Source organism: Hymenobacter swuensis DY53 (assembly GCF_000576555.1).
In the GTDB taxonomy this organism is placed as follows: Bacteria; Bacteroidota; Bacteroidia; order Cytophagales; family Hymenobacteraceae; genus Hymenobacter; species Hymenobacter swuensis.
This window is the reverse complement of the sequence record NZ_CP007145.1, coordinates 476,420-502,088: the sequence shown is the minus strand read 5'-3', so window position 1 is coordinate 502,088 and position 25,669 is coordinate 476,420. Positions and strand designations below refer to the sequence as shown.

Below are 25,669 nucleotides of genomic sequence, written 5' to 3'. Positions count from 1 at the left end.
TCCCAGCGCCCGTTTCTTCGTTCAGAACCGGGCTGCAAAGGTAAGCTTCTTTTCTGCCTTTTTCCAAGAGTGCAACCGAAAAAAATTTTCGTGTCGGACTCGGGTAAAGCGCCTCCGGTTGAAGCGGGGTGCAAAGGTAGCACTTTCTCGCTGCCATTTGCAATCCCGCAGGCGAACTTTTTTTCAACTCGCTTTTTCGAAGGAAAGCTGCGAGCTGTAGAAAGAAGCCAGGAGGCAAAGAAGAACTTGCGCGCTGGTGGCCCGAAGATTGGCAGCGGCCCCTTCCGCGTTTCGGATTGGGAGTGCAAAAGTGCGGGCTTTTACCGCTACTTCCAAACCTACCACTGAAAAAACCCGTTCAAGGCCCGCTGAAATCCCCTTTCTCCCACAGTATCAGATAGATTATTTTTGCCATTATAGGTTCTTTGACTAACGGATCGTTTCCGGATTGGTAAAATCTAGTGGTATGGAGCGGGCACTGCGCGGACGCAATGCTTCGTATTGCCGGATGGTTTGTCCTAGAGCCGCCAAAAACGGCAATCCTACTGTTTCGTATTCATAGGCACCGTCATTGATGATGCCATCCTGATTTACATATAGTACAGCACTCAGCATAAATTCTGTTTGGCGGGTGGAATCAGTGAAGTAGGCCACATCGGCCAAGTAGCCGTGGGACATGCCTACTATATTGTAGATACGCAGGCCAGCCTCCTGAGCGGCAGTTGGTCGGCGGCCGTAATAGAAGTACTTCTTGTATGCATCGAAATACCGGCTGCCGGTATACATACTATATAAAGAGCTGTGCGGCGTATGATGCAGGTAGTAGCGCAGAAATGCGTAATCGTCGGGAGTGATGTGCAGGCGTTGGTTGGCGGGTAGTGCTTCAGGAAACAAAACGGCTTGGAGCAGCTCCGTAATGGACTGTAGCGGGAGGTAGTTAGCCGTGGTGAAATCGTAGGGCTGCGGGACGATGCGGCCACCGACTTGGTAGGCACGGCCTTTGGTGATGCGGCCGAGCGGAAACGTGAGCGCCCGGGCATTGTATGCCGCGGGCTGCCGGTACACCGTTTCGCCGGTAGCAGCACTGCGGAACTCCAACGGGTTGGTGTGGCGGTTGGCAGCAGTATCGCAGGGGGCAAAGCGGCGGACGATGCGCGTTTCGGGAAAGCCCAGCTCAGCCAGGCGGGCGTTGAGCGGCCCCTGCCCCAGGAATTCGTAGAGACGGTTGTAGGCTTGGTTGTCGCTGACGAGCAGCATCCGCTTGATGTAATTGCCGACAGTATTCACCCGGTCAGAGTCGGGGGATGGATTGTAGGACGCGGGCGTCTGGCAGCGGAAAGCCACGCCGATTTGCATGGGTGAGCGTCGCGTGAGGCCGGGCCGGTTCAGGTTGTTGAGTTTTTCGAGGGCCAAAACGGCCGTGGGCAGCTTCACTAGACTGGCCGGATTAAAGTACTGGCGTGCATTGAGCCGGAAGCTATGCTGTACGAAGGTGGGGCGTAGCTGCGCGTCGCGGTTGATTTGGGTGTAGATGATTTGCAACTCGTAGTTTTCCGCCCGATTGACGACGCGTAGCAGGCGGGCGTCGGAATGTAGAAGACTATCCAGCAGCGGGCTGTCAGTAGTAGCGGCGGCTACGGGAGTGGGCCGCAAGTCAACTGGAGAAAGGGCAAGGACTGTGCTTAGCACCCCGGCTACTAGTAGCGTAGCGAATCGAATCATAAAGGAAGATACGGCAAAACCCCTCCCCTGCCCACTTGCCAGCGGCTGAAAACGACGAAAGCTACTCCCTGATGAGAAGTAGCTTTCAGGTACGCTTGATTTTCTGTTGACAGTTTAGAAACCGGCCTTCCCTCTAACCACAGTCGCTGCGGGCCGGATTACAGACTGCATCAGCAGTAGCTTTGGCAGTCGGGGACAACGGCACATCTATATACAGTAGGAGTACTTACGGCTGCTATATATATAGGTGTAGCTACGGCTGCACTGGTTCCCGATGCCGAGCCAGCAACAGGTTGGAATCGTTTTGGCGCCAGTTGTAGCCGGTGCCGAATGGCAGAGGGCGCGGCGGATTGGCTTTATCGGTGTAGGCAGCGGTGAGTGCCGGCTGGTATTGCTTAGCGAACAGGTTAATGGGCCGCTTGTAGGTGCCATAGTAGGTGAATTGCCAGTCGGTGGGTCGGAAGTATTTCATGGCAATGCCCGAATCATCCTGCAGCAGGTAATTGCTGCGCTCCAGAATGAGGTTACGCACCTTGCTGAAGTAGCTTTTATGCATCAGGTAAGTGGCCGACTTCACGTAGGTAGTGAGTGGGCCTAGACTGCGCACGTACTTTAGAGCGGCTTCTTTGGTTTTGCCCAGCTTCCAGTCGCTCAGGTCGGCGGAGAGATACACTACGGTTTTTTCCTCCCCAGTTCTAGTACGCAATTTTACTTCCATGCCGGGTACTACGTTGAGGCCAGGCTTTTGCACAGTAGCCGAGTCGGCGTCGGTGAGCTGGCCTTCGGGGGTAAGCTGAACGTAGCGCAAGGCCTCTACCTGGTGGTCGGTGCGGGTAGCAAAGAGCAGCAGCAGCGGCACGACACCGCCAATGTTGACGCGCTGGTTTGCCTTTTCAGCCGTTTTTACGATAGAATTGGCTTTACTGAGCGTGTTACTGTCGGGCTTTTTAGCATTTAGCTCCACAGCCATATCGTTGGTGCGAAAAAAGCTAAAGTTCAGCACCGACCACAATGAGGCCTTTAAGGCGGGAAACAGCTTGGGGTTTTCCAGCGTGGCGGGGACCGGCACCGTACCAATCGGCTCCAATCCCATCAGCACGTAGGTAGTACTGGTGGGAAACATGGTGACGACGTTGAGAAAATCGGGGCCACTGAAGGGGTAAAATACCGTGGGGCTGGTTGAACGCACCGAATCCAGCTCAGTAGCGGCCCATTGCTCAATTTTAGCGGTGCGCGTAGCGTGGTAGTTAGTCCAGCTTTTGGCCTGGTCGGCGGCGTAGGCCTGCCAGGCAGGCTGGGTAGTAAGGGGGCGCAACTCACTTTGCCGGCTAACGGACAGGCCCGCCAGAAACGCAGCCACGTTATGCAGAGCGGCCGTATCGGGGGTGGCTGATTTGGGGGGGATGGCCGGCGGGGCCGTGGCAGTATCGGGGGCGGCGGTGGGTAAAGCAGTTTGCTCCTGACGAGCCGTTTTTTGCTCAGAGCAGGCAGCCAGCGTGACAACCAAGGCCGGCAGCAGAAGCCGGACGGGGGAAAGGCGCATAGAACGAAATGAGATGGAGGAGAGGCGAAAGGTAATAAAAGCCGGTTTACATAGCGTTTCTACAGTTTTTCGCCGCACCGCCAGCAGTATTCTGCCTCGGGCTTGTGGTCGGGAGCCTGGCAGACGTGACAAACGACCTGCTTATAGGGCGGAACAACCGGGGCACCTTTGGCGGCTCCCGCCATCTGGGCCGAAACAATACCTGTAGGCACGGCAATGATGGCGTAACCCATAATCATGAGTACCGAAGCCAGCGTCTGCCCCAGAATGGTGACGGGCGAAATGTCGCCGTAGCCTACGGTCGTTACCGTGACTATGGCCCAGTAAATACTCTTCGGGATGCTGCTGAACCCGTGCTGGCCGCCTTCCACCACATACATGAGCGTTCCGATGACGGTAACCAGCGTGAGTACGGCGGCCAGAAAAACCAGAATCTTGAAGCGGCTGGCTTTGAGGGCCGTCACGATAAACTCCCCCTCCCCCACAAACTGACCCAGCTTGAAAATACGGAACACCCGCAGCAGACGCAACGTGCGGATGACGATAAGGTAGCGGCTACCAAACATCAGCAAACTGGCCAGTGTGGGCACAATGGCTAAGAAGTCGATAATTCCCAGTAGGCTGAATACATAAGACAACGGCCGGCGCACCACCAGCAGCCGCACGATATATTCCAGCAGAAACAAGCCCGTAAAAACCCACTCGACAGCGCGCAGAAAAGTACCGTACTGCGCACTAAGGCTTTGCACACTTTCCAGCATCACCGCCACCACGCTCAGCACAATGGCGACCAATAAGGCCACATCAAAATTGCGCCCGGCCCGGGTGTCCGATTCGAAAACAACCTTATAGACTCGTTGCTTCCAGACGGGTTGGGACAGCTCAGGGGCTCGATTGGACATGACAGGAACAGGCAGATTTAGTGCTTGGCCGTGCGGTGCTGGCTCAGCCAGTACACTAGCAGGCCTACTACCAACGTACCCAGGCCGTAGAGCGTTTCCATGGGCTTGTCGCGGGCAATGAACCAAAGCGTCCAGCCATTGAGTAGCAGAAACAGCAGCGGTGTAACGGGGTAGCCCCAGGCTCGGTAAGGCCGGGGCAGCTCCGGCTCACGCAACCGCAGGATAAACAGCCCCAGCACCGTCAGGAACGTGAACAGGTTCAGGATAAAGCCGGCGTACACCACTACTTGGGCAAATGACGAAACCAACACGAACAGCAACGTCAACCCACCTTGGAACAGAGTAGCCCGCACCGGCACATCGGCGGCGCTACGCCGAGCCAGCCACCGCAGTGCCGGCACATCCTCACCCATGGCCTGCACAATACGTGGCCCGGCAAACACCATGGAGCTGACAGTGGAAACCAGCAACGCCGCAATCAGGCCGCCCATCAGTCGCCCGCCGGCCGCCCCAAACAGGGAGGCAGCTGCCACAAAGCCGACTTCCACCTGCCCTTTCAGTTGGGCAATGGGCGTAGAATAGAGGAAGATGAAGTTCAACCCCACGTACAGCACCAACACAATGGCCGTGCCGGTGAGCAGAATCCGGGGCAGATTGCGTTGCGGGTTTTGTACCTCGCCCGTCAGGTAGGCCGCCGCATTCCAGCCCGAGTAGGCATACGACACAAAAATAAGGGACACAGCAAAGGCCGGACTTAGCAGCAGTTGCCAATCAGCGGAACCTTGCGGCAGGAAAGCCAGCGGTTGGGGCTGAGCCAGCCACAAACCAGCCCCGATGAACCCAACCAGCACGGCCACTTTCACAGCCGTAACCACTACCTGCAACCGGCTGCCCACCTTACGACTACTGGCGTGCACGGCCGTAAGCATCACCACTACCGTAACAGCCAGCACCCGTGGCGGCAATGCAGGCCCCACGCTGCCAGCGTACCGCTCCAGGGCTAGAGCCGCCGCCGCCGTCGGGGCTGCAAACCCCACCGTGGCCGACACCCAGCCTGACAGAAAGCCCAAAGCCGGGTGGTAAATGCGCGACAGATAATGGTACTCGCCGCCCGAGCGGGGCATGGCCGCCGCCAGCTCGCCGTAGCATAAGGCCCCGCACAGCGCAATAATGCCCCCCACTACCCACAGCATCAGCAGGGCAAAACCACTCTGGATGGTTTCTACCTGGAACCCCAAGCTGGTGAATACGCCGGTGCCCACCATGTTGGCCACCACTAGGGCCACGCCGGTCAGGACGCTGATTTTATAAGGGGAAGCCGAAGTTGATACCATGCACAGAAGGGGTTTGCCGGTCAAAGATGCACATTCCGGCCGGCCGACGGCTTTCTCGCCAAGTATTCCGCCAACTTGCCAACAAGCCGGCTGAGTTGGAATTAGCAGCTGTTTTTGGAGCTTATTTTTCAGAATTCGAAAAACAAGCTCCAAAAACAGCTGCTTCTGCCATCCTTATTTGTCATGCAATCGGGCGTGTACGCAAACAGGCCCGTCGGTATTCCCGACGGGCCTGTTTGATGCATGATTTTCCGGCAGCTACGCGCTGACTTTATCTTTGGGACGCTTGTAGAGCGGTACAGTGCTGCACGGCTCGCCGTACATGATACTGGCTGCTACCGGCAGCAGTTTCTGCATAATGGCCACGTAGGCGTAGGTAGGCACCGGTTTTTCGCCGCAGCCTTTGATAACCAGCTTAGCATCGCGGAACTGCTCCACCTCCACCCCAGCAATGGCCTCCTGAAACAACTCCTGCTCCAAGGCCTCTAGGTTGCCGAACACGTAGCGGTGGGCGTGGTTCTGGAGCTTACCGGCCAGTAACATGTATGCCCAAGTGGGCACAATGGCATCGGCTGAGCAGATGATGGCGACGTTCTGGCCGTCGTACTGCGTCCAGTCGTGGGTTTTGATGAACTCACGGAAGTCCTTTTCGCGCAGCATCAGGCCGTGGAATAGGTTGTCCTTGATATCATACACCACCCGCTCGCCGGGATGAATGAACTCTTCGAGGTTAAAGGTCACCAAGCCGGAATTGGCCACTCGGTTCACAAATTCTTCCATGATTATTTCTTGGCAAAACTGCCTTTACTGCTTGTTTTTCGGTGTGGTGGTATATACCTCTTTCAAGTAAAACGGCTCATAGTAGGCCACGCTGCGAAATTCCTGGTGGCGGTAAGCTTTCAGCGCCAAAGCCCCCACAGAAATAGCCGAGGGTTCGATATTAGTCAGAAAAGCCGCGTGTGGGTTTTCAGCTACCAACGGGCGGAACTTGGCCGCGCCGTTTCCAAAGAATAACAACGACTGCCCGGCCAATTGTTCGACCAAGGTTGTTTCATTGAGCAGCAAAGGCGTGGGTGCCAGCATTTCGGTGCCATCGGCCTGATAAATGCCCGCGTATACCTCCATCCGCCGGGCATCCAGCATAGGGCAATATAAGTAGTGCTCAGACCGGGCCGTAACAGCCGCCACCTGGTGGGCCAGACTATGCAGCGTACTCACGGCCAGCAGCGGAATATCAAGCGCGTAGCACAACCCTTTGGCCGCAGCAGCCCCAATGCGCAGGCCGGTATAGGAGCCCGGGCCATCGGATACGGCCACGGCTGCTACGTCTTGCAGCGTGTGCAACGTGTTATCCAGCAGTTGACTGATGAGCAGACTCAGATGCGAGGAGTGTGACTTTTCCAGCCGCAGTTCCGTTTGGCCTACCAACTGGCCCGTGTCGAGGTGGTGCAGCGCCACCGAGCACACCGGCGACGAGGTTTCAAGGGAAAGGAGCAAGCTGGACATGGCGGCAAAGGTACTACTTCATTTCCGCTGTCTTTCTACTATAGATAGACACGAAATACCAGTTCCACGAACTCGAAACGTACTTCTGCTACCTCTAATGCTTCTCGTATCTCCTGCTCAAAACTGTGTATGCGAGGCTTAATCAGGCGGCCTATTACTTCCACCACAAACGGGTTAATCTCTATCCATTCTACTTCGCGGACTGGGTAAGGGCCAAAGCTTCCTGCTTCTATGTAGTTATTGACCGGTATTATAAACCAAGAAGACCACGCTGAAACGCTCTCATCATTGAGCAACTTACCTCGAACCGCAACTCTATACTTACCAGTCAGTTGGTCTATGAGAATCGAAACTTTCATCATTGACAAGCTATGATAAACAGAAAAAGCAGCCCCAATATCGGGCTGCTTTTTTCTGTTTGGATTATCTGTTGGCTTACTGGCGGCCGCCGGCGGTGCTGCGCTTGGCTTCAGGGCGGGCTTTGGCCTCCAGGGTGCCGGGGCGCAGCAGCGCCGAGTAGCGCGGTACATCATTGAGCACGGTCTGCGCCATCAGGATGTTGGGGTCGTCGTCGAAAGTAGCCTCAATACCTCCCTTCTGAAAGTAGTAGCGCGAAACAATTTCCTGCTCCAGAAACTCCCGAATTTCGGGCTTGAAGCGCAGCAGGTCATTGGCCTTATTGGTGGTTACCTTACGGCGCATGGCCTCCAACTCGGTTTTCACGTCGTCGTAGTGCTTTTCGTCCTTCACTTTCTTGGTGAGGTCGGCCAGTGCCTTCTCAGCATCAGTGCTATAATTGATGTCCTTGTTTTTGAGGTACTCAACAAACTTCTGGTAATCGGCGTCGGTGAGCTTGAACTGACGGGCGGGCGCAATAGTGGCGTGCTCGGAGCGGTAGCGCGTGGCGTAATCGAATAGGTAACTTTTCTGGAGCAGCACCCGCGTGATATCGGCAATTTCGCGGTCCACCACTTCCACGTCGGGAGCCACGCCGCCGCCATCGTACACGGTGCGGCCAGCCAGCGTCTTGAAGGCCGTGCGCAACGAGTCGGGCACTTTGCCCAGCGTGCCGTCGTCGGCACGGTGCGAGTAGTCGATTTCCTGAATGCAGCGGCCGCTCGGGATGTAGTATTTGGCCGTCGTCACCTTCAGCTGGGAGTTGTAGCTCAGCGGACGGGTAGCCTGCACGAGGCCCTTCCCGAATGTGCGCTCCCCCACAAGCACGGCGCGGTCGTAGTCCTGCAGCACGCCCGACACAATTTCGGAGGCCGAAGCCGAGCGATTGGAGGTAATCACCACCATCGGAATCTGCGTATCCAAGGGCATATCCAGAGCCTTATAAGTCTTGTTCCAGTCAGAAACTTTGCCCTTAGTGCTCACGATGTCCTTGCCCTTGTCCACGAACAGGTTGGAGATGTTCACGGCCTCGTTGAGCAGCCCGCCGGGATTATCCCGAATGTCGAATATCAGCTTTTTGGCGCCCTGCTCCTTCAGCTTAGCCACGGCCAACCGCACTTCCTTGCCGGCATCCACGGTGAAGCCCGAGAGCTGGAAATAGCCAATTTCAGGTGTAAGCATGCCGTAGTACGGCACGTTGTCCACCTGAATTTTGTCGCGGGTAATGGTAATTTCCACCGGGGCATCCTGGCCGTAGCGGGTCACCATCAGTTTCACCTGAGAGTTGGCCTGGCCCTTGAGCAGCTTGCTGATATCGGCGTTAGACTTTTTGTCCACGTTCACGCCGTTGATGGTCAGGATTTCGTCGCCGGGCAGCAGGCCGGCTTTCTGGGCCGGGTAGCCTTCGTAGGCGGCCTGCACCACGGTTTTGTTGTTGCGCTTCTGCACTACCGCCCCAATCCCGCCGTACTGGCCGGTGGTCATGGTGCGGAAGTCCTCAATGTCGTCCTCCGGGATGTAGTTGGTGTACGGGTCCAGCGACTTAAGCATGGCGTCGATGCCCGTCTTCACCAGCTTAGCCGGCGGTATCTCATCCACGTAATACGTATTCACCTCCTTGAACAAGGTGGCGAAGATGTCGAGGTTCTTGGCGATTTCGAAGTACCGCTCATTGTCGGTAGCTGCGCGGAAGGATACGAGCAGACCGGCACCGCCCAGCAGGGCAGCCACGGCCAAGGATTTTTTGCGCATAAAAGGGGCTGAAGGCAACTGTACGACCCTAAACGGTAGGCCGGAGGGTCGGTTTGCGTTTCTCACCTGAAAAGCTGCCCCCCAGCGCATTTGTTGTCAAGACCCCGCTCCTGCCTCCGCAGTTGCACCAGTCTCGGTCAGCAAACGCTCCAGCCCTGAAGTTAATTTCTTTTCGATAAGCGTCAAGGGCTTTTTTTCCTTGCCGGTATAGATAATAGCCAACTGGGCCACCCGATGCCCACCAGGGGCTTCCAGTAGCCGATACTTATTGAGGCGGTAGGCCTCGCGCAGCAGCCGCTTAAGATAATTGCGGTCGACGGCGCGCTTGAAGTTGCGCTTGCTCACGCTCACCAGCACCTGCGGCGGCTCGGTGGTGAGCATTTCGGTGGCCCGCCAAGTGAGTCGCAGGGGGTATAAACCAAAAGAAGAACCCTGCCCGAAAAGCGCTTCAATGAGCTTCTTTCGGCACAGATGTTCTTCTTTCGGAAACGAGTAGGAGCGCGCGCCCGGCGTTGAAACAGGAGTCGTCATCGGCGGGAGCAGCGGCCATTCAGCCGCCGGCAGCGGCTTAGCGCTTATGACGACCTTCGTCAGATACGGTCAGGCGCTTGCGGCCTTTGGCACGACGACGAGCGATTACGCTACGGCCGTTTACGGTTTCCATGCGCGAGCGGAAACCGTGCTTGTTGCGGCGCTTGCGCTGCGAGGGCTGAAAAGTACGTTTCATGGTATGGGTAAGTGACTCTTGTTACAACTTAGGCCGGCAAAGGTAACAGGATGATTCGGAATTGACAATGCTTTACCCGGCTTTTTCTGGCCTTCCTGTCTGCTGGTTAGCGAAGTGGCCGCCTGATTTCCATCTTCTATCTTCCTATGGTTCCCTACAATTTACCCCGACAGCCGCCCCGTAATGCGTAGCTTTACGTCAGGTTTACCGGCCATTGCCGAACCCGCTTTTCCATGATTCACTACCACGTTTCCTTCGAGAACCCGCTCACCTTTTACCTACAGATTCAGATGACGTTTGCGGTGCCCGCGGGCACCGAAGCGCCGGTGGAACTACAGCTGCCCGCGTGGCGGCCAGGCCGCTACGAGCTGCAGAACTTCGCCCAGAAGTTGCAACACGTGGTATTAGAGGATGCAGCCTCCGGCGAGCCCCTGACGGCGCGCAAAATCACGAAGGACCGGTGGCAGCTGAGCGGGGCGGCAGGCCGCACGGTGCGGGTGCGCTACAACTTCTACGCCCACCAGATGGATGCCGGCGGCTCCTGGCTCGATGAAACCCAGGTGTACCTGAATCCGGTGCAGGCCCTCATGTACGTGGACAGCCGCCAGGAGGAAACCTGCCAGCTGCTGCTGGACCTGCCCGAGGGCTGGCAGTTGGCCTGCGGCCTGCCCCAGCGCGGCCCCAACTTGCTGGAGGCCCGCAGCTTCGACCACTTGGTCGACTCGCCCCTCATTGCCAGCCCCACGCTGCAGTACCGCAACTACGAGGTGCAGGGTCTGCCCTTCTATATCTGGATTCAGGGGGAATGCCCGGTGGACTGGGCGCGGCTGGTGCGGGACTTCCGGGCATTCAGCGAGGAGCAGCTGCAGCTGTTCGGCTCGTTTCCGGCGCAGGATTATCACTTTCTGAACCAGATTTTGCCCTACAAGCACTACCACGGCGTGGAGCACCTCAACTCCACCGTCATTGTGCTGGGGCCGGCGGAGCTGCTGATGACCGAAGGCCTGTATAAGGAGTTGCTGGGCGTGAGCTGCCACGAGCTGTTTCACGCCTGGAACATCAAAAGCATCCGGCCGGCCGAGATGCAGCCCTACGATTACGCCCGCGAAAACTATTTCCGCACTTGCTTCATTGCCGAGGGGATTACCACCTACTACGGCGAGTACCTGCTGGCCCGGGCCGGCGTACGCACCGCCGAGCAGTATTTCGCCGAGCTGAACATGGTGCTGCGCAAACACTACGATGACTACGGCCGCTACCACCTCTCGGTGGCTGATGCCAGCATGGACCTGTGGCTGGATGGCTACAAGCCCGGCGTGCCCGACCGCAAAGTATCGGTGTACCACAAGGGCGCGTTGGTGGCGCTACTGCTCGACCTCACGCTGCGGCAGCTCTCGGGCCACCAGCGCAGCCTCGATGACGTGATGCGCCGCCTGTGGGAGGAGTTCGGCCAGACCGGCGTGGGCTACACCGAAGAAGACTACACCCGCCTAGTGCAGGAAGTGGCCGGGCGCGACATGCAGGCGTATTTCGACAAGTTCATCTACGGCACGGCCCCGCTGGAGGAGCCTTTGAACCGGGTTTTGGGCTTTGTGGGTTGCCGGTTGCGCATTGAGGAAAACGCGTCGGCCTCAGAAGGGGTGTATGGCTTCCGGACAGTGGTCAAGAATGAGCGGACCGAAGTAACCGACATCCTGCCCGGTGCCCCCGCCGCCTTGGCCCTCACCGTAGACGACGAAATTGTGGCCATCAACGGCCGCCGCGTGGATATGAACCTGCACACCTTGCTCAGCGACGGAGCCGACCACCACGAGGTAACCGTATTCCGTCAGAACCGCCTGCTAACTGTTACGCTGGCGGCCGACGCGGCGCTTAGGTTCTGGCAGAAAATCACCATCGAAAAGGTTCCTACCGCTACTACAGAACAGCAGGCCAGCTTTCGGCAGTGGCTTAAGCAGGACTTTTAATTTTTCGACTACATCTCGGCCGTTGCAGCTAACGTATTAGTCCCGGCTGCCGGAGCCGCGCAAACTTTTTGTCGGGTTTGTGCTTTCGGGAACTCTCCGCATGCATTTTTCTTTTCGCTCTCTGTCCACCCGACAACGACGCGCCTTTCGATCCAAGTCTACACTACTCCTCATGTTTCGGTTTCGTACCGTAGCTACTGCCCTGCCGCTGGTAGTGGCACTGCCGGCTTGTTCGTTGCGCATGCAGCCCACCGAAAAGTCGCGGCCCAGTGTAGCATTACCACCTTTACCGGCTCCCAAACCGCCCCGCATCTACCGGCTTCAACACCTCGATACGCTGGTGCAGTTGCCGGGGCGGGTGCTACATATCTACCCAGCTATGCGGCCCGTGTACGAGCGGCTGCAAAGCCCCGAGTGGGTGGCAGCCAAGCCAGCTTCGGCCACTGAGGAAGATTCATTTCTGGATTTCGCCGCCGAGGAACGCAACCGGCTTACCAAGGCGGGTGCCCGCGTGCAGCGCACCGGCCGGGCCCTGCGCCTGCGCCCGACGGCCGCCCCGGAAGTACGGCTGGTGAACAATCCGGCCGAGGATGAACGCAACGTGGCGTATGAGTATCTGGCCACACTGCCCAGCATCCACCAATGGTTGGTTTCGGTACATCTATATGAAGGCGGCTACTACATGCTGGTGGACCAGCGGAGCGGCCGCCGCACCCAGCTCATGGCCCCGCCCGTTATTGCTCCCGATGGCCGCCATTTCGTGTGCGGCAACTCCGATGTACTGGCCCGCTTTGAACCCAGCGGCCTGCAACTCTGGAGCCTTGATGACAAAGCGCCGCGCCTGCTCTGGGAACGGCAAACCGAATGGGGCTGCACCCAACCCCGCTGGCTCGACAGCAAAACCATCCTTTTCGAGCAGGATTTCTTCGACAAAGGGGATGTCGATACCCGCGTAGTTAGGCTAACGGTAGTGCCTTGATAAAGAAGTGAGATAGATAGAAATGAGAAGTGAGACTTTCGCTCCAGAACCCAAGTCGGGTGTTGGAATGAAAGTCTCACTTCTCATTTCTATCTATCTCACTTCTAACGCCTAGTGCTTGGCATCACCGCCCTTGCCTATTTTGCCGCTGTTCACGGAAGCAGGATTATTGCCCTGCGGATTGCTGCGAATATTGTGAACACCCGAGCCGGCCGAGTTGCCATCGGTGGTGTTGCCGTGGGCTGATACATCGGTGGTATTAGGGCTTTGCACCTGGGTGCTTTTCTTTTTCGTATTGGCTGCCGGGTTGACGGACGTTTTATCGTTGGTCAGGTCGGTTTGTTTTTTGCTCATGCTCATGGCCGTGGGATTTACGGGTGGATGAATATTCCTTCTACCGCACCAGCTTCTCTGGGGTTGCCATAAAATTCGGCCAATAAAAAAACCTCACCCGGCTACGGATGAGGTTTTTTTTGCTGGCTACCGCTACACTAAGCCACGGTGGCAGTGGCCGGCAGTACCGCCACGAGGTCGGCAAATTGCTGCTCGCGGGCCTCAATTTCTTCCTGAGTCAGGTTTAGCAGGCGCTCCGTCCCGAATTTTTCCACGCAGAACGAGGCCATGGCCGAACCGTGAATCACGGCACGCTTCATATTCTCGAAGCTGATGTCGTCGGTGGCGGCCAGGTAGCCGATGAAGCCGCCCGCGAAGGTGTCGCCAGCACCGGTGGGGTCGAACACTTCTTCCAGCGGCAGAGCCGGGGCGAAGAAAATCTGGTTTTTGTGGAACAGCAGCGCGCCGTGCTCACCCTTTTTGATGATGAGGTATTTCGGACCCATCTCCATGATGATTTTAGCGGCTTTCACCAAGGAGTGCTGACCGGAAAGCTGGCGGGCTTCCTCATCGTTGATGCTGAGCACGTCTACCATTTCAATAGTCGTTTTCAGCTCGTCCATGGCCACGTCCATCCAGAAGTTCATCGTGTCCATCACAATGAGCTTGGGACGGTTCACGAGGCGCTGAATCACGAGGCGCTGAATCTGGGGCGTGAGGTTGCCCAGCATCAGGTACTTGCAATCTTGGTAGGAATCGGGCAGAATCGGGTCGAAATCAGCCAGCACGTTCAGCTCCGTTACCAGCGTTTCGCGCGAGTTCAGGTCGTTGGAGTACTTGCCCGACCAGAAGAACGACTTTTCGCCCTGTTTGATCTGCAGCCCTTCCGTATCCACACCGTGTTCCTGAAGCAACAGGATATCCGACTGCGCGAAGTCGTCGCCAACTACCGCTACCACTTTCACGGGTTTCACGGAGTACGAGGCCGACAAGCCGATGTACGTGGCGGCGCCACCAACAATCTTGTCGGTTTTGCCGAAGGGCGTTTCCAGGGCATCGAAGGCCACCGTGCCAATAACAACCAGACTCATAGAATCAAAAGGGAAAAGTGGTTCAGGTTTCTATTATTACGTGCTTGCAACACCCGCCGCTCCCGAATCCTTCCGCCAAGGGCGGAAAAAGCCAGACAACGGCAGTGGAACAGCAATAAAAAAGGCCTCTGCCGAGGAGGAGAGGCCTTTTTTGAAGTATTGTGGGTAAATAATGGGGCTCGAACCCACGACCTTCGGAATCACAATCCGACGCTCTAACCAGCTGAGCTATATCTACCGTGTTGGGTATTGTGTCACAAAAGTAGCCCTAGCCGGGGGATTTGCAAAAAAATCATGCGGTTTTTTTCGAGCCGGCTGCTAACCCGCTGTCAGGCAATGCGGAGCGGACGTCCACGAAACAGCACGCAACACTATGCCCCACAGAATACTGTATAGGTTACGCTGCCTATACTAGGCAAACGAACCCGGCCGGATTCCGCGTACCTTTGTGGTTTACAACACGCTTTCATCATGTCCGATACGCCGCAGCCGCTCACCTTCGCCGATTTCAAGCTCAACAAGCAACTCCTTACGGCAGTAGCGGAGGCGGGCTTCACCGAGCCGACTCCCGTGCAGCAGCAGACGATTCCGCTGCTGCTGGCCGGCCACGATGTGCTAGGCATTGCGCAGACGGGAACGGGCAAAACGGCTGCCTTTGGCCTGCCGCTGCTCATGAAGGTGAAATATGCCCAAGGCACTCACCCGCGCGCTTTGGTGCTGGCTCCTACCCGCGAGTTGGCTATGCAGCTGGAGAGCCATCTGCAGAAGCTGGCCACTTATACTGATTTGCGCATTTTCGCCATTTACGGCGGCCTAGGTCCTAAAACCCAGATTGAAACCATTGCCAAGGGCGTCGATATTCTGATTGCCACGCCCGGCCGCCTGATGGAGCTGTATCTGCGCGGTGAGCTAGTGCTGAAGGAGTTGAAGACCCTAGTGATGGATGAGGCTGACAAGATGATGGATATGGGCTTCATGCCCCAGATCCGGCGCATTCTGGAGGTGATTCCGCGCAAGCGTCAGAACGTGTTGTTCTCAGCTACCATGCCTGACAAGGTGACCACGCTGAGCGAAGAATTTCTGGAGTTCCCGCTGCGGGTGGAAGTGACGCCGGCCGCTACTTCGGCCCAGAATGTGAGCCAGACGCTGTATGAAGTACCCAACCTGATTACCAAAATCAACCTGCTGGAGTACTTGCTGCTGGACTGGGACACCTTCCAGCGCGTGATGATTTTCACCCGTACCAAGGAGCACGCCGAAAACGTAGCCAGCTTCCTGCAGCGCAAAGCGCACGGTGAGGTACGCGCCATTCACGGCAATAAGGGCCAGAACGTGCGCATCAACGCCATGGAAGCCTTTAAAGCCGGTGAAATTCGCTTTCTGGTAGCTACTGATGTGGCCGCCCGGGGCATTGACGTACCGCAGGTGTCGCACGTTATCAACTTTGATGTGCCACTGGTGTACGACGACTATGTGCACCGCATTGGCCGGACCGGCCGGGCCCAGCACACCGGAGCGGCCATTACCTTCGCCAACGAGGCCGAAATGCACCATATGCAGCGCATTGAGGAACTGATTCGGCAGCAAATTCCGGTGGTACCGATGCCACCCGAGGTGGTAATAGTCAAAACCTCTTTCGATGAGCAGCAAAGCATGGACCGCGAGAAGGACGAGCGGCGCAAACGCGAGGACCCGAGCTTCCAAGGTGCTTTCCACGAGCGGAAGGAGTGGATTAAGCCCGGCGTAACCATTGATAAACGTACCGGCCGGGAGTTTCAGGTGGGCCCCAACCGCAGCCAGAAAGGCAAGAAGGCTAATCCTTCAAAAGGAAAAGCGTCGTCGCACTCCTCTAAAGCCTTCCGCGCCGCCCAGGGCCGTGCCCGCGCCAAGCGTAGTAAATAGAGGTAAAATTGTGAAGTAATGAAATGGCGAATTGGCTGTTCTGCTGGCGCATAAAGCGCATGCCGAGCGGCCAACTCGCCATTTCACCCTCACCGGTAATGGCTGAAAATGGCCAGCTGCAGTAGCTTGTTGGCCAGCAAAGTGAACGTAAAGCCCCACAATGCCGCGCTCCAGGCCATATGCAGCAGAATCCGCCAGCGCGGGACGTGCAGCTGCGTGGCAATAACGGTACCGCCCACCGGACTGAACAGAATGGGCGTCAGGAACGCAATGCCTACCATCCCGAAGCGGCGGTAAATACCCACCACCGTGCGGCTGCGGCGGCTGAACAGCGGCTTGCCTTTGGCCTCGCGGCGGCGGCGCAAATGCAGGGCCCACTGCCGACCCAGCCCCGAAATCAGAATAACCGTTGTCATCATACCGGCCACCGAAAGGCCCCAGACAAGGGGCATGGGTAGCCCGGCTGCTACGCCGGCTAACGGGGCGGCCACAAACTTGAACATGCCAATGGCAAAAACGGTGGCGTATTTAAGCAGGGCAGGTAGCACGATGGGAAAGAGTCTACAGGAAGTGAAGTAGAGTGAAGATAACAGTTCCAACGCCGGTCGGTTAGTTCCGGTCCGTTACGTGTTTGTTTCGCAGCTGCCTTATTCTTACAGCTTACTGCCGTACGATAAGTCGCCTGCGTCGCCGAGGCCGGGAACGATGTAGGCCTGCTCGTTTAGCTTTTCGTCGATGGCCGCCACCCAGAGAGTGGCTTCGGGCACTTCCCTGGTCACGTATTCCACACCCTGCGGGCTGGCAATAACGGCGGCAATATGAACCTGACGGGGCGTGCCGAAGCGTAGCATGGCCCGGTACGTCTGCACCAGGGATTTGCCGGAAGCCAGCATCGGGTCGACCAAAATCAGTACCCGCTCATCGAGGCTGGGAGCCGACAGGTAATCGACCTGCACCTGTACCTGGGCGGTACCCTCAATGCGGTAAGCAGCCGCAAAGGCAGAAGGTGACTGGTCGAAGTAATTGAGAAAGCCCTGGTGAAATGGCAAACCGGCCCGCAACACCGTGGCCAGCACCGGGAAATCGTGGAGCAGCTTCCCTCTCGATTCGCCCAACGGGGTGCGCACGGTCTGGTCGGTGTAGCTAAGCTGCGAGCTGATTTTGTAGGCTATGATTTCGCCCAGACGCTGCAGGTTGCGCCGGAAACGCAACGAGTCCTGCTGCACTGTTACGTCGCGCAACTCCGCCAGGAAGTGGTTGGCAATGGAGGGCTCGGCACAAACTACGTGCACGCGGGGATTAGCGGCGGCGGCCTCAGCAGCAGTAGCGAAAGAATCGGCGGGAAGGGGCGTCAGCGCATCCATGTCAGATACCAGGGTCGTTGGGTGAAGGATAGGGCCGCGTACGGAACAGGCCCGGCCCCGAAATTGGCGAAAAAACGAGCAATTGACGGTATCATACCGCCTTCAAAATCGAGCACAAGGTCGGGGGTGTCCGCGTGGCGGCCTATAGCGGCATCTACCAGTACTAACGGAGCCGCAGCCTTTTTACCTTCTACGGAAGCCGCTGCGAATAAATAAATCAGCCGGGTACGGTAGCGCACGAACAGCGTCCCGGCCAGCAGAGCGCCGGTCTGGGGGTGGTGCACCTCATGCAGCTCCAACAGCTGCCGCTGGGCCAGGACGGCTATCAAGCGGCGCAATACCGTGTAGTGGCGGGGTTTCAGGCCGGCTGCTGCCCCCTGGGTTTGCTGAAACAACGTGAGCAGCGGCTCAGCATTCCGGGCTTCCTGGGCACGTAAAGGCTGGAGCGCGGCCTCGTTCAGGCGCAGGCGGCGGCGGTAGTCGGCGCAGTAGCCGGCCCGGATATGCCCGGCCGGCGCGGCCAGAGACAGGTGATACGTCTGGCGGGGCTGCACGCTGGTGCCCGGCGGCAGCATGGGCAGGCCGTTGGCCGTGTTAAGTTGAGTGTAGAAGCGAGTGTAGCAGCGGGCCATTGCCGGCAACATTGCTACCGACACTTCTTCCCCTGCGACCAACAGGCCCAGCTGTTGCGTAAACGGCGGCTGATACACCTCCCGGCCCCAGGGCCGCCGCTTTACGGGCAGGGGCCACACGGCTCGGTACCGGCCGTCTGCCTCTACTTCTACTACGGCTTCCCAGTGGCCGGCAGTGGCGTGCAGCCACCAGCTATGAGCATAAGGCACTACCTCCCGAGCCCGGGCCACGCATTCGTCCCAGGCGGCTAGGTCAATTTCAGAATAGTGCAGCAGACGGAGAGCCATAGGCCCAAAGGTACTGCCGAGGCTCTTCCGTACGTTATGGCAGAGGCCCGCCGCCCAATCCTGCCTAAACTCCGTAGGTTTGCTACCCCAACGCCTGCTTTGGCGTACATGGCTCTGCTTATGAGAAATTCCTACCTGTTTGCACTGGGCCTGACCGGCTTGCTGGCTACTCCGGCCGCCGCCCAGGACACTCCTACCCGCCCCACCGACGGCCAGGGCAACTGGCTTACCTATGACGAGCCGCCCAAGCCGCCGAAGCCATCCAAGCCCACCGCCGAGCAGCCCCAGACCGGCCGCCTCCGCAAAACCACCATGGGCAGCACCTACGTGCCCCTCGATGCCGATATCTACCGCCTCATTGACCGGTATGTGATTCTGCACGGCCCCGATTCGTTGAGCGACCCGCACACCTCCATCCGGCCCTATACCCGGACCGCCGTGGCCCGACTGGCCGAACGCATGCTGCAGGATTCGACGGCGGGCCTCTCACGGCAGGACCGCTTCAACATCCGGTATCTGCTGCGCGACAACTGGCATAATACCCAGCAGGACTCCGCCATTAATCAGCGGGGAAAACCGATTCTGGGTTTTCTGTACGGGCGGCCTTCCGATTTGTACAGCGTAGCGCAGCCAGAATTTTCGTTGCGGGTGAATCCGGTTTTGGGCTTGAGCCTGGGTAACAGTGACGGTAACAAAAGCTACAGCTTCCTCAACACGCGCGGCGTGCAGGTGGAGGGCACCATTGATGAGCGTCTGGGCTTTTACACCTTCCTGGCCGATAACCAGATGGCTGTGCCGCTGTATGTGCAGGAGCGTATTGAGCGCGACAACGCCGTGCCGCACGAAGGCTTCTGGAAACCCTTCAAGAACACGCCCGGCCAATATGATTACCTGTCGGCGCGGGGCTACCTGACGTATGCTGCCGGCCGCCACGTCAGTCTGCAGCTGGGCCACGACCGGAACCAGATCGGCAACGGCTACCGCAGCCTGATTCTGTCCGATTACTCCGCGCCATATCTCTTTCTGAAGGTAAACACCCGCATCTGGAAGTTTCACTACCAGAACCTGTTTGCCCAGATGGTGGCCGATGCTCCCAATGTGGATGCCTCTTATGATCGTAAATACCTAGCCCTGCATCACCTGAGCTTCGATATCAAGCCCAACCTGAACGTGGGTGTGTTTGAAAGCGTGGTGTACAGCGGCTACTCCTCCACTACTGATAGTGTGCTGGTGAACGGGCAACCCGTAGTGCAGCCCCGCAAGCGCGGCTTCGAACTGCAATACCTCAATCCCATCATCTTCTATAGGGCCATTGAACAGGGTACCGGCTCCGAGGACAACGCGCTGCTGGGAGCTGATTTCAAGTGGAACATCCGCAACCGGGTGCAGCTCTATGGCCAGATAATTCTGGATGAGTTTGTGCTGAGCCAGATCCGGAGCGGCAACGGCTGGTGGGCTAACAAGCAGGGCATTCAGCTGGGGGCAAAGTATATCAACGTGGCCGGCATTCGCAATTTCGACTTGCAGGGCGAGTTCAACTACATTCGGCCGTACCTCTACCAGCACGAAGACAAGTACCGCAACTACCAGCACGATGCCCAGCCCTTGGCCCACCCGATGGGCGCCAACCTGTGGGAGCTGATTGGCATTGCCAGCTACCAGCCGCTGCCCCGTCTGAACGTGGTGGCCAAAGGTTTCTTGGTAAAGCAGGGCCTCGACCCCGCCGGCCAGAACTATGGCTCCAACGTGTTGCTGCCCTACACCAACCGCCCGCTTGATGCGAATGGCAACCTGCGGGAATACGACTTCCGGGTGGGCGACGGCATTACGTCATACCTGTTCCACGGTGATGTAACGGCCACCTGGCAGGCGGCCCACAACTTCTGGCTCGATGGCAAATTCGTCTACCGTCACCGCACGTTTGAGGGTGGTGCTCCGGCCCCGGCCTTCACTGCCGACGGCGGTGCTCTGGCCTCCATTGCCCTACGCTGGAACATTGCCCAACGACTGCACGAGTTTTAAGCCATTACTAGGATGCGGCACGATTCGGCCACTACGCTGTTGTACCGGCCCGTTAATCAGGCGGAGCTGGATTTGATTGCCGCCTCGGGGTGGCTGGAGTTTCCGCCGCGCCTGCCGGAGCAGCCGTTCTTCTACCCTGTACTGAATGAGCAGTACGCCGCCCAGATTGCCCGCGACTGGAACGTGCCCTATTACGGCGTGGGCTACGTGCTGCGGTTTGCCGTAGACGCCGATTACGCCGACACATTCCCAGTACAAAACGTAGGCAACCGGGAGCATAATGAACTGTGGGTACCAGCCGAGGAGCTAGCCGAATTCAACCGCCATATTGTGGGCCAGATTGAAGTCATCAGCATCTTCAACGCCGAATAGCACCCAACGAAGTGGATGTGCCTGGGAAAGGGTCCGAACCTACGGTATCGGGCCCTTTTTCGCGTCTTACCCTACTAAGCAACACTCCGCGCCGCCGCCTTAGCCGGGCCGATGGCCCACCCGGCCTGATGCCGTACCTTTGCCCGTTCCGATGAAGACCTACCTCCGCATTCTGCAATACGCCCGCCCCTGGGCCGCCTTTCTGCCGCAATACCTGCTGTATACCGTGCTGACCATCTTTTTCAGCATCGGCAACTTCACGCTCATCATTCCGCTGCTGAGCGTGCTGTTTGATAAGACGGATAAGGTGCCGCTGAAAGCCCCGACTCAGGTTCCGGATTTTGCGCCTACTATTACTTGGGTAACCGACACATTCAATTACTTTTTTGCTGAGGTGCTGGCACAGCGCGGCAAACTAGGTGCCCTGGCCTTCGTGTGTGGCGTGGTGGTGGTATCGGTACTGTTGAGCAACGTATTCCGCTACCTGAGCCTGCGGTTGCTGGCTACAGTGCGCGCCCGCGTTATCCAGAACCTGCGCCGCGACCTATACCACCGCATTATCGGGTTGCAGCTGGGGTTTTTCGGGGGCGAGCGGAAAGGGGATTTGATGTCGCGCTTCACTTCCGACGTGCAGGAAGTGGAAACCTCAGTGGTGAATACCATGACGGCCGTTATCAAGGAGCCGCTCACCATCATTGCCTATTTCGTGGTGCTGTTTCACATTTCATTGCCACTCACGTTATTTACGTTGATTCTGCTGCCCATTTCGGGCGGCATCATTGCTACCATTGCCAAGCGGCTGCGCAACCAGGCCAAGCAGAGCCAGAGTACACTGGGCACTATGCTGTCGGTGATTGATGAAACCTTGGGCGGCATTCGTGTCATTAAGGCATTCAATGCGCAGGAGTATATCAAGGGCAAATTTGAGGATCAGAACGACCAATATGCGCGCACTTCCCGCGCCATCGATAATACCCGCGACCTAGCGTCGCCGTTTTCGGAATTTGCGGGCGTTTCGGTGGTGGCAGGGCTGCTGTATTTTGGGGGCACCCTGATTTTAGGTGGCCAATCGAGCCTGAGTGGGGAAACATTCATCGGCTATGTAGTGCTGTTTTCCCAAGTGCTCACGCCGGCCAAGGCCCTGTCGGCCTCGTTCGGCAACATTCAGCGCGGACTAGTAGCCGGGGAGCGGGTGCTGTCGATTATTGACACAGAACCGGCTATTCGTGACAAGCCGGAAGCTAAGCTGCTGCCCGCTTTCGAGCACCAGATTGAGCTGCGCAACCTGCAGTTCGGCTACGGCGACGTGCCGGTGCTGCAGGACATCAACCTGACTATTCCGAAGGGTAAAACCGTGGCCTTGGTGGGCCCCAGCGGCGGCGGCAAAAGCACCCTGGCCGACCTGCTTCCTCGCTTCTACGACCCTACTGGCGGCCAGCTGCTCATTGATGGCCACGACGTGCGCGACTGCACCATTCACTCTGTGCGCGACCAGATGGGCATCGTCACCCAGGAGAGCATTCTGTTCAACGACACCATTTTCAACAACATCCGCTTCAACACCGAAGCCACCGAGGCAGAGGTACTGGAAGCCGCCCGTATTGCCAATGCCCACGACTTTATTGTCGCCTCGCCGGAGGGCTACCAGACGATGATTGGCGACCGGGGCAGCCGGCTCTCGGGCGGGCAGCGGCAGCGCCTGAGCATTGCCCGCGCCATTCTGCGCAACCCGCCCATTCTCATTCTCGACGAAGCAACCTCGGCCCTTGATACCGAAAGCGAAAAGTTAGTGCAAGAAGCCCTGACGCGCCTGATGCAGAACCGCACTAGCCTCGTCATTGCCCACCGCCTGAGCACCGTGCAGCACGCCGATGAAATTGTGGTGCTCCAGCACGGCCGTATTGCTGAGCGTGGCACCCACGACGAGTTGCTGCGCCAGGGCGGCCTCTACCAGCGCCTGAACATGATGCAGACCACCAACGCCGCCTTGGCCTAAGCTCAACTCTGGAACTGCTCAAAGCACTAGCAAAAGCCTATATTTAGTCCCAAAACCGGGCTTCGTCGTATGATGAGCTGATTTCTTTTCACCACAACCCCTCTGCGCTCATGCTTGCTCTCAAACGTCTGGTTACAATTCTGGTAATGGTGTTCCTGCTGTTGGCCTTATTAGTGCTGCTGTTGCCGTCTGTCCGGAGTAGCTTTACTAGCATGGCTGGCTCTGCAGAGAGTCTGTTTTTCGGGTTGCTGGTAGCTGCTGTAATTTTGCTGGGTCTGCAGCTTATCACCGAAAACCTCGACAGCACTTTGCTTCGCCGGGATGTGGCCGCCCGCGACGGCAAAATCAACGAGTTGAAAGCCCGCCTCTACGACCACCAGTTGGACCAGCAGCGCAACACTACCGGCCCAATGGGAGCCCCACGTACCGGCACTACTACTTTGCCCGAAGGCTACGTAGCCCCCACTCCTACCATTCCTCCGACTGATGCCGCCAACCAACCGTTGGCCTAACACTTTTCTTTACTCGTGTCATCTTCGCTTACCGACCTTATTCGCACGGAGCTAACGGAGGCGCAATCCGTCCTCGACCGGTTTGTGCAGAATCCTGCCAACCTGCAAGCCATTGAGCAGGCGGCCCGCCTGGTAGCCACCAGCCTCCGCCAGGGTGGCAAAGTCCTGACCTGCGGTAACGGCGGCTCCCTCTGCGACGCCCAGCATTTCGCCGAGGAACTCTCGGGCCGCTACCGCCAGAACCGCCGCGCCCTAGCTGCCATTGCCCTCACCGAGGCTTCGCACATGAGCTGCGTGGCCAATGATTTTGGCTACGAGTACGTGTTCAGCCGCTTCGTGGAAGCCCTGGGCCGCCCCGGCGACGTGCTGCTGGCTATCAGCACCAGCGGCCACTCGCCCAACATTCTGCGGGCCGCCGAGGCCGCCCGTGCCGCCGGGATGCAGGTGGTCAGCCTCACTGGTAAAGATGGTGGCCTGCTTGCCGGCCTCAGCGACGTGGAAATCCGGGCCCCGCACGCCGGCTACGCCGACCGGATTCAGGAAATCCACATTAAGGCTATTCACATTATGATCATGCTCATCGAGCAGCTGGTGGACGAGTAACACTCAGCTCCTGTCATCCTGAGCGCGTCACGCGTCAAGCGAGGACGAAATACCTCCCCACGAAAGAGCTAGTCGTTAGTGTGACAGCCCTTCTTTCGTGGGGAGGTCTTTCGCTTTTAAGTAGGATAGCCGTTTTATATAGGCCGTTGCGTATCTTCCCTCCGACACATTTTTACCTCCGCTATTTATGCTTACCAAAACCTTCGGCTCGGCCGTGCAAGGGGTTAACGCCTATACCATTACCATCGAAGTCGTCGTTTCGCAGGGCACCAGTTTTTTTGTGGTGGGCCTCCCCGATAATACCATCAAAGAAAGCCAGCAGCGGGTGGAGGCAGCCCTCAAGTTTCGGGGCTACCGGATGCCGCGCACTAAGGTGGTCGTGAACATGGCCCCAGCCGATATCCGCAAGGAAGGCTCGGCCTACGATCTGCCCATCGGGCTGGGCATTCTGCATGCCTCCCAGCAGCTGACGACCGAGCGGCTGGCGGAGTACGTGATTATGGGCGAGCTGGCGTTGGATGGGGCTCTGCGACCTATTCGGGGCGTACTACCCATTGCTATTCAGGCTCGTAAAGAGGGTTTCAAAGGCTTTATTCTGCCTCGCGAGAATGCCCAGGAAGCTGCCATTGTGAACAACCTGGATGTTATTCCGGTGGACACCATGCAGGAAGCGGTGGACTTTCTGGAAGGCCGCCAAGAGATTACGCCAGTGGTTATCGATACGCGCGACGTATTTCAGCAGGCGGCTAATCAGTATGCCGCCGATTTTGCCGATGTGCAGGGCCAGGAAAACATCAAGCGGGCCCTGGAAATTGCGGCGGCCGGCGGCCACAACGTGATAATGATTGGGCCGCCCGGTGCGGGCAAAACCATGCTGGCTAAGCGTCTGCCCAGCATTCTGCCGGCCCTCAACATGCAGGAGGCACTGGAAAGCACCAAAATTCACTCGGTGGCCGGCAAGCTGGGGGCCAATGCTTCCCTCATTAACACCCGGCCGTTTCGCAGTCCTCATCACACCATTTCTGATGTGGCCCTGGTAGGCGGCGGCGGCAACCCGCAGCCGGGCGAAATTTCCCTGGCTCACAACGGCGTGCTGTTTCTGGATGAGCTGCCGGAGTTCAAGCGCACGGTGCTGGAAGTGATGCGTCAGCCGCTGGAAGAACGCCGCGTGACCATTTCGCGGGCCAAACTCAGCATCGACTTTCCGGCCAACTTCATGCTCATTGCCAGCATGAACCCCTGCCCCTGCGGCTACTACAATCACCCCGAAAAAGAGTGCGTGTGCGGCCCCGGCGTGGTGCAGCGCTACCTCAACAAGGTGAGCGGCCCGCTGCTGGACCGCATTGATCTGCATGTGGAAGTAACGCCCGTTACGTTTGACCAGATGACGGAAACGCGCCGCGCCGAGGACAGCCGCACCATTCAGGAGCGGGTGGAAAAGGCCCGGCAGCGGCAGAATGAGCGGTTCCGGGAATTTCCCGACATCCACTCCAATGCCATGATGCCCTCCCAGATGGTGAAGGACATCTGCCGGATTGACCCGGCCGGTATTACGCTGCTCAAGACGGCTATGGAGCGCCTCGGCCTCTCGGCCCGCGCTTACGACCGGATTCTGAAAGTATCCCGCACCATTGCCGACCTGGCTGCCTCCGAGCACATCCAGCTCCCGCACCTAGCCGAGGCCATCCAATACCGCAGCCTCGACCGGGAAGGCTGGGCGGGGTAA

General features: G+C 57.8%; 24 protein-coding genes and 1 tRNA gene. 9 read left to right on the top strand and 16 right to left on the bottom strand.

What is annotated here, in order from left to right:
* Positions 1–429: 429 nt before the first annotated feature.
* The 10 genes from HSW_RS03665 to rpmH form a co-directional block, all read right to left on the bottom strand.
* Positions 430–1,722, bottom strand: a complete 1,293-nt coding sequence (locus HSW_RS03665; RefSeq protein WP_081768240.1) for a serine hydrolase — start codon at positions 1,720–1,722, stop codon at positions 430–432.
* Between the two features lie 253 nt (positions 1,723–1,975).
* Positions 1,976–3,265 (bottom strand): hypothetical protein, encoded by a 1,290-nt coding sequence (locus HSW_RS03660; protein WP_044000875.1) that lies wholly within the window; start codon positions 3,263–3,265, stop codon positions 1,976–1,978.
* A gap of 59 nt (positions 3,266–3,324) precedes the next feature.
* Positions 3,325–4,167, bottom strand: a complete 843-nt coding sequence (locus tag HSW_RS03655; protein ID WP_044000874.1) for an ion transporter — start codon at positions 4,165–4,167, stop codon at positions 3,325–3,327.
* A 17-nt stretch (positions 4,168–4,184) separates the two neighbouring features.
* Entirely contained in the window at positions 4,185–5,501 is a 1,317-nt protein-coding gene (locus tag HSW_RS03650) for an APC family permease (protein WP_044000873.1), read from the bottom strand.
* Positions 5,502–5,759: 258 nt separating this feature from the next.
* Positions 5,760–6,281: a DUF2480 family protein gene (locus HSW_RS03645; protein ID WP_044000872.1), complete on the bottom strand. Its 522-nt coding sequence runs from the start codon at positions 6,279–6,281 to the stop codon at positions 5,760–5,762.
* 24 nt (positions 6,282–6,305) lie between these two features.
* Positions 6,306–7,007 carry a tRNA (adenosine(37)-N6)-threonylcarbamoyltransferase complex dimerization subunit type 1 TsaB gene (gene tsaB / locus HSW_RS03640; protein WP_044000871.1) on the bottom strand — a complete coding sequence of 234 codons (702 nt, stop codon included), beginning with the start codon at positions 7,005–7,007 and terminating at the stop codon, positions 6,306–6,308.
* Positions 7,008–7,045: 38 nt separating this feature from the next.
* Entirely contained in the window at positions 7,046–7,366 is a 321-nt protein-coding gene (locus HSW_RS03635) for a DUF6678 family protein (RefSeq protein ID WP_155832806.1), read from the bottom strand.
* 76 nt (positions 7,367–7,442) lie between these two features.
* Positions 7,443–9,155: a S41 family peptidase gene (locus HSW_RS03630; protein WP_044000869.1), complete on the bottom strand. Its 1,713-nt coding sequence runs from the start codon at positions 9,153–9,155 to the stop codon at positions 7,443–7,445.
* Positions 9,156–9,251: 96 nt separating this feature from the next.
* Positions 9,252–9,686, bottom strand: a complete 435-nt coding sequence (locus HSW_RS03625) for a ribonuclease P protein component (protein ID WP_052346074.1) — start codon at positions 9,684–9,686, stop codon at positions 9,252–9,254.
* Between the two features lie 37 nt (positions 9,687–9,723).
* Entirely contained in the window at positions 9,724–9,882 is a 159-nt protein-coding gene (rpmH, locus tag HSW_RS03620) for a 50S ribosomal protein L34 (RefSeq protein WP_044000868.1), read from the bottom strand.
* Positions 9,883–10,115: 233 nt separating this feature from the next.
* Between rpmH and HSW_RS03615 the strand changes: the two genes are divergently transcribed.
* Both HSW_RS03615 and HSW_RS03610 read left to right on the top strand, forming a co-directional pair.
* Positions 10,116–11,849: a M61 family metallopeptidase gene (locus HSW_RS03615; protein ID WP_052346073.1), complete on the top strand. Its 1,734-nt coding sequence runs from the start codon at positions 10,116–10,118 to the stop codon at positions 11,847–11,849.
* A 172-nt stretch (positions 11,850–12,021) separates the two neighbouring features.
* Complete coding sequence (locus HSW_RS03610; RefSeq protein ID WP_044000867.1) at positions 12,022–12,828, top strand: hypothetical protein; 807 nt, start codon at positions 12,022–12,024, stop codon at positions 12,826–12,828.
* A gap of 111 nt (positions 12,829–12,939) precedes the next feature.
* Here HSW_RS03610 and HSW_RS03605 read toward each other — a convergent pair whose 3' ends face one another.
* The 3 genes from HSW_RS03605 to HSW_RS03595 form a co-directional block, all read right to left on the bottom strand.
* Positions 12,940–13,182 carry a hypothetical protein gene (locus tag HSW_RS03605; RefSeq protein ID WP_155832805.1) on the bottom strand — a complete coding sequence of 81 codons (243 nt, stop codon included), beginning with the start codon at positions 13,180–13,182 and terminating at the stop codon, positions 12,940–12,942.
* A gap of 137 nt (positions 13,183–13,319) precedes the next feature.
* Positions 13,320–14,252 carry a PfkB family carbohydrate kinase gene (locus HSW_RS03600; protein WP_044000865.1) on the bottom strand — a complete coding sequence of 311 codons (933 nt, stop codon included), beginning with the start codon at positions 14,250–14,252 and terminating at the stop codon, positions 13,320–13,322.
* A gap of 164 nt (positions 14,253–14,416) precedes the next feature.
* Positions 14,417–14,490 (bottom strand) — tRNA-His (locus HSW_RS03595).
* Positions 14,491–14,723: 233 nt separating this feature from the next.
* Here HSW_RS03595 and HSW_RS03590 point away from each other — a divergent pair.
* A complete protein-coding gene (locus HSW_RS03590; protein ID WP_044000864.1) occupies positions 14,724–16,154 on the top strand; it encodes a DEAD/DEAH box helicase in 1,431 nt (476 codons plus the stop codon).
* 89 nt (positions 16,155–16,243) lie between these two features.
* Here HSW_RS03590 and HSW_RS03585 read toward each other — a convergent pair whose 3' ends face one another.
* The 3 genes from HSW_RS03585 to HSW_RS03575 form a co-directional block, all read right to left on the bottom strand.
* Entirely contained in the window at positions 16,244–16,702 is a 459-nt protein-coding gene (locus HSW_RS03585) for a hypothetical protein (protein WP_044000863.1), read from the bottom strand.
* 105 nt (positions 16,703–16,807) lie between these two features.
* A complete protein-coding gene (upp, locus tag HSW_RS03580; RefSeq protein WP_081768239.1) occupies positions 16,808–17,518 on the bottom strand; it encodes a uracil phosphoribosyltransferase in 711 nt (236 codons plus the stop codon).
* Entirely contained in the window at positions 17,506–18,438 is a 933-nt protein-coding gene (locus HSW_RS03575; RefSeq protein ID WP_044000862.1) for a GNAT family N-acetyltransferase, read from the bottom strand. The genes upp and HSW_RS03575 overlap by 13 nt, the downstream gene beginning before the upstream one ends.
* 120 nt (positions 18,439–18,558) lie before the next feature.
* On the opposite strand from HSW_RS03575, the gene HSW_RS03570 reads away from it, so the two are divergent.
* The 6 genes from HSW_RS03570 to HSW_RS03545 all read left to right on the top strand — a co-directional run bounded on the left by HSW_RS03570 (position 18,559) and on the right by HSW_RS03545 (position 25,669).
* Positions 18,559–20,460 (top strand): hypothetical protein, encoded by a 1,902-nt coding sequence (locus tag HSW_RS03570; protein WP_052346072.1) that lies wholly within the window; start codon positions 18,559–18,561, stop codon positions 20,458–20,460.
* Between the two features lie 12 nt (positions 20,461–20,472).
* Positions 20,473–20,832, top strand: a complete 360-nt coding sequence (locus HSW_RS03565; protein WP_044000861.1) for a hypothetical protein — start codon at positions 20,473–20,475, stop codon at positions 20,830–20,832.
* Positions 20,833–20,983: 151 nt separating this feature from the next.
* A complete protein-coding gene (locus tag HSW_RS03560) occupies positions 20,984–22,828 on the top strand; it encodes an ABC transporter ATP-binding protein (RefSeq protein ID WP_044000860.1) in 1,845 nt (614 codons plus the stop codon).
* Between the two features lie 110 nt (positions 22,829–22,938).
* Positions 22,939–23,340: a hypothetical protein gene (locus HSW_RS03555; RefSeq protein WP_044000859.1), complete on the top strand. Its 402-nt coding sequence runs from the start codon at positions 22,939–22,941 to the stop codon at positions 23,338–23,340.
* Positions 23,341–23,355: 15 nt separating this feature from the next.
* Entirely contained in the window at positions 23,356–23,943 is a 588-nt protein-coding gene (lpcA, locus tag HSW_RS03550) for a D-sedoheptulose 7-phosphate isomerase (protein WP_044000858.1), read from the top strand.
* 187 nt (positions 23,944–24,130) lie between these two features.
* Positions 24,131–25,669: a YifB family Mg chelatase-like AAA ATPase gene (locus HSW_RS03545; protein ID WP_044000857.1), complete on the top strand. Its 1,539-nt coding sequence runs from the start codon at positions 24,131–24,133 to the stop codon at positions 25,667–25,669.

What these genes read in the sequence shown, in the direction of transcription:
- HSW_RS03560 (WP_044000860.1), top strand. Translation starts at nt 20,984, where the DNA reads ATGAAGACCTACCTCCGCATTCTGCAATACGCCCGCCCCTGGGCCGCC.
- HSW_RS03590 (WP_044000864.1), top strand. Translation starts at nt 14,724, where the DNA reads ATGTCCGATACGCCGCAGCCGCTCACCTTCGCCGATTTCAAGCTCAAC.
- HSW_RS03650 (WP_044000873.1), bottom strand. Translation starts at nt 5,501, where the DNA reads ATGGTATCAACTTCGGCTTCCCCTTATAAAATCAGCGTCCTGACCGGC.
- HSW_RS03665 (WP_081768240.1), bottom strand. Translation starts at nt 1,722, where the DNA reads ATGATTCGATTCGCTACGCTACTAGTAGCCGGGGTGCTAAGCACAGTC.
- HSW_RS03605 (WP_155832805.1), bottom strand. Translation starts at nt 13,182, where the DNA reads ATGAGCAAAAAACAAACCGACCTGACCAACGATAAAACGTCCGTCAAC.
- HSW_RS03660 (WP_044000875.1), bottom strand. Translation starts at nt 3,265, where the DNA reads ATGCGCCTTTCCCCCGTCCGGCTTCTGCTGCCGGCCTTGGTTGTCACG.
- HSW_RS03610 (WP_044000867.1), top strand. Translation starts at nt 12,022, where the DNA reads ATGTTTCGGTTTCGTACCGTAGCTACTGCCCTGCCGCTGGTAGTGGCA.
- HSW_RS03545 (WP_044000857.1), top strand. Translation starts at nt 24,131, where the DNA reads ATGCTTACCAAAACCTTCGGCTCGGCCGTGCAAGGGGTTAACGCCTAT.
- upp (WP_081768239.1), bottom strand. Translation starts at nt 17,518, where the DNA reads ATGGATGCGCTGACGCCCCTTCCCGCCGATTCTTTCGCTACTGCTGCT.
- HSW_RS03655 (WP_044000874.1), bottom strand. Translation starts at nt 4,167, where the DNA reads ATGTCCAATCGAGCCCCTGAGCTGTCCCAACCCGTCTGGAAGCAACGA.
- HSW_RS03645 (WP_044000872.1), bottom strand. Translation starts at nt 6,281, where the DNA reads ATGGAAGAATTTGTGAACCGAGTGGCCAATTCCGGCTTGGTGACCTTT.
- HSW_RS03630 (WP_044000869.1), bottom strand. Translation starts at nt 9,155, where the DNA reads ATGCGCAAAAAATCCTTGGCCGTGGCTGCCCTGCTGGGCGGTGCCGGT.
- HSW_RS03600 (WP_044000865.1), bottom strand. Translation starts at nt 14,252, where the DNA reads ATGAGTCTGGTTGTTATTGGCACGGTGGCCTTCGATGCCCTGGAAACG.
- HSW_RS03575 (WP_044000862.1), bottom strand. Translation starts at nt 18,438, where the DNA reads ATGGCTCTCCGTCTGCTGCACTATTCTGAAATTGACCTAGCCGCCTGG.
- HSW_RS03635 (WP_155832806.1), bottom strand. Translation starts at nt 7,366, where the DNA reads ATGAAAGTTTCGATTCTCATAGACCAACTGACTGGTAAGTATAGAGTT.
- HSW_RS03625 (WP_052346074.1), bottom strand. Translation starts at nt 9,686, where the DNA reads ATGACGACTCCTGTTTCAACGCCGGGCGCGCGCTCCTACTCGTTTCCG.
- HSW_RS03565 (WP_044000861.1), top strand. Translation starts at nt 20,473, where the DNA reads ATGCGGCACGATTCGGCCACTACGCTGTTGTACCGGCCCGTTAATCAG.
- HSW_RS03555 (WP_044000859.1), top strand. Translation starts at nt 22,939, where the DNA reads ATGCTTGCTCTCAAACGTCTGGTTACAATTCTGGTAATGGTGTTCCTG.
- rpmH (WP_044000868.1), bottom strand. Translation starts at nt 9,882, where the DNA reads ATGAAACGTACTTTTCAGCCCTCGCAGCGCAAGCGCCGCAACAAGCAC.
- tsaB (WP_044000871.1), bottom strand. Translation starts at nt 7,007, where the DNA reads ATGTCCAGCTTGCTCCTTTCCCTTGAAACCTCGTCGCCGGTGTGCTCG.
- HSW_RS03570 (WP_052346072.1), top strand. Translation starts at nt 18,559, where the DNA reads ATGAGAAATTCCTACCTGTTTGCACTGGGCCTGACCGGCTTGCTGGCT.
- HSW_RS03615 (WP_052346073.1), top strand. Translation starts at nt 10,116, where the DNA reads ATGATTCACTACCACGTTTCCTTCGAGAACCCGCTCACCTTTTACCTA.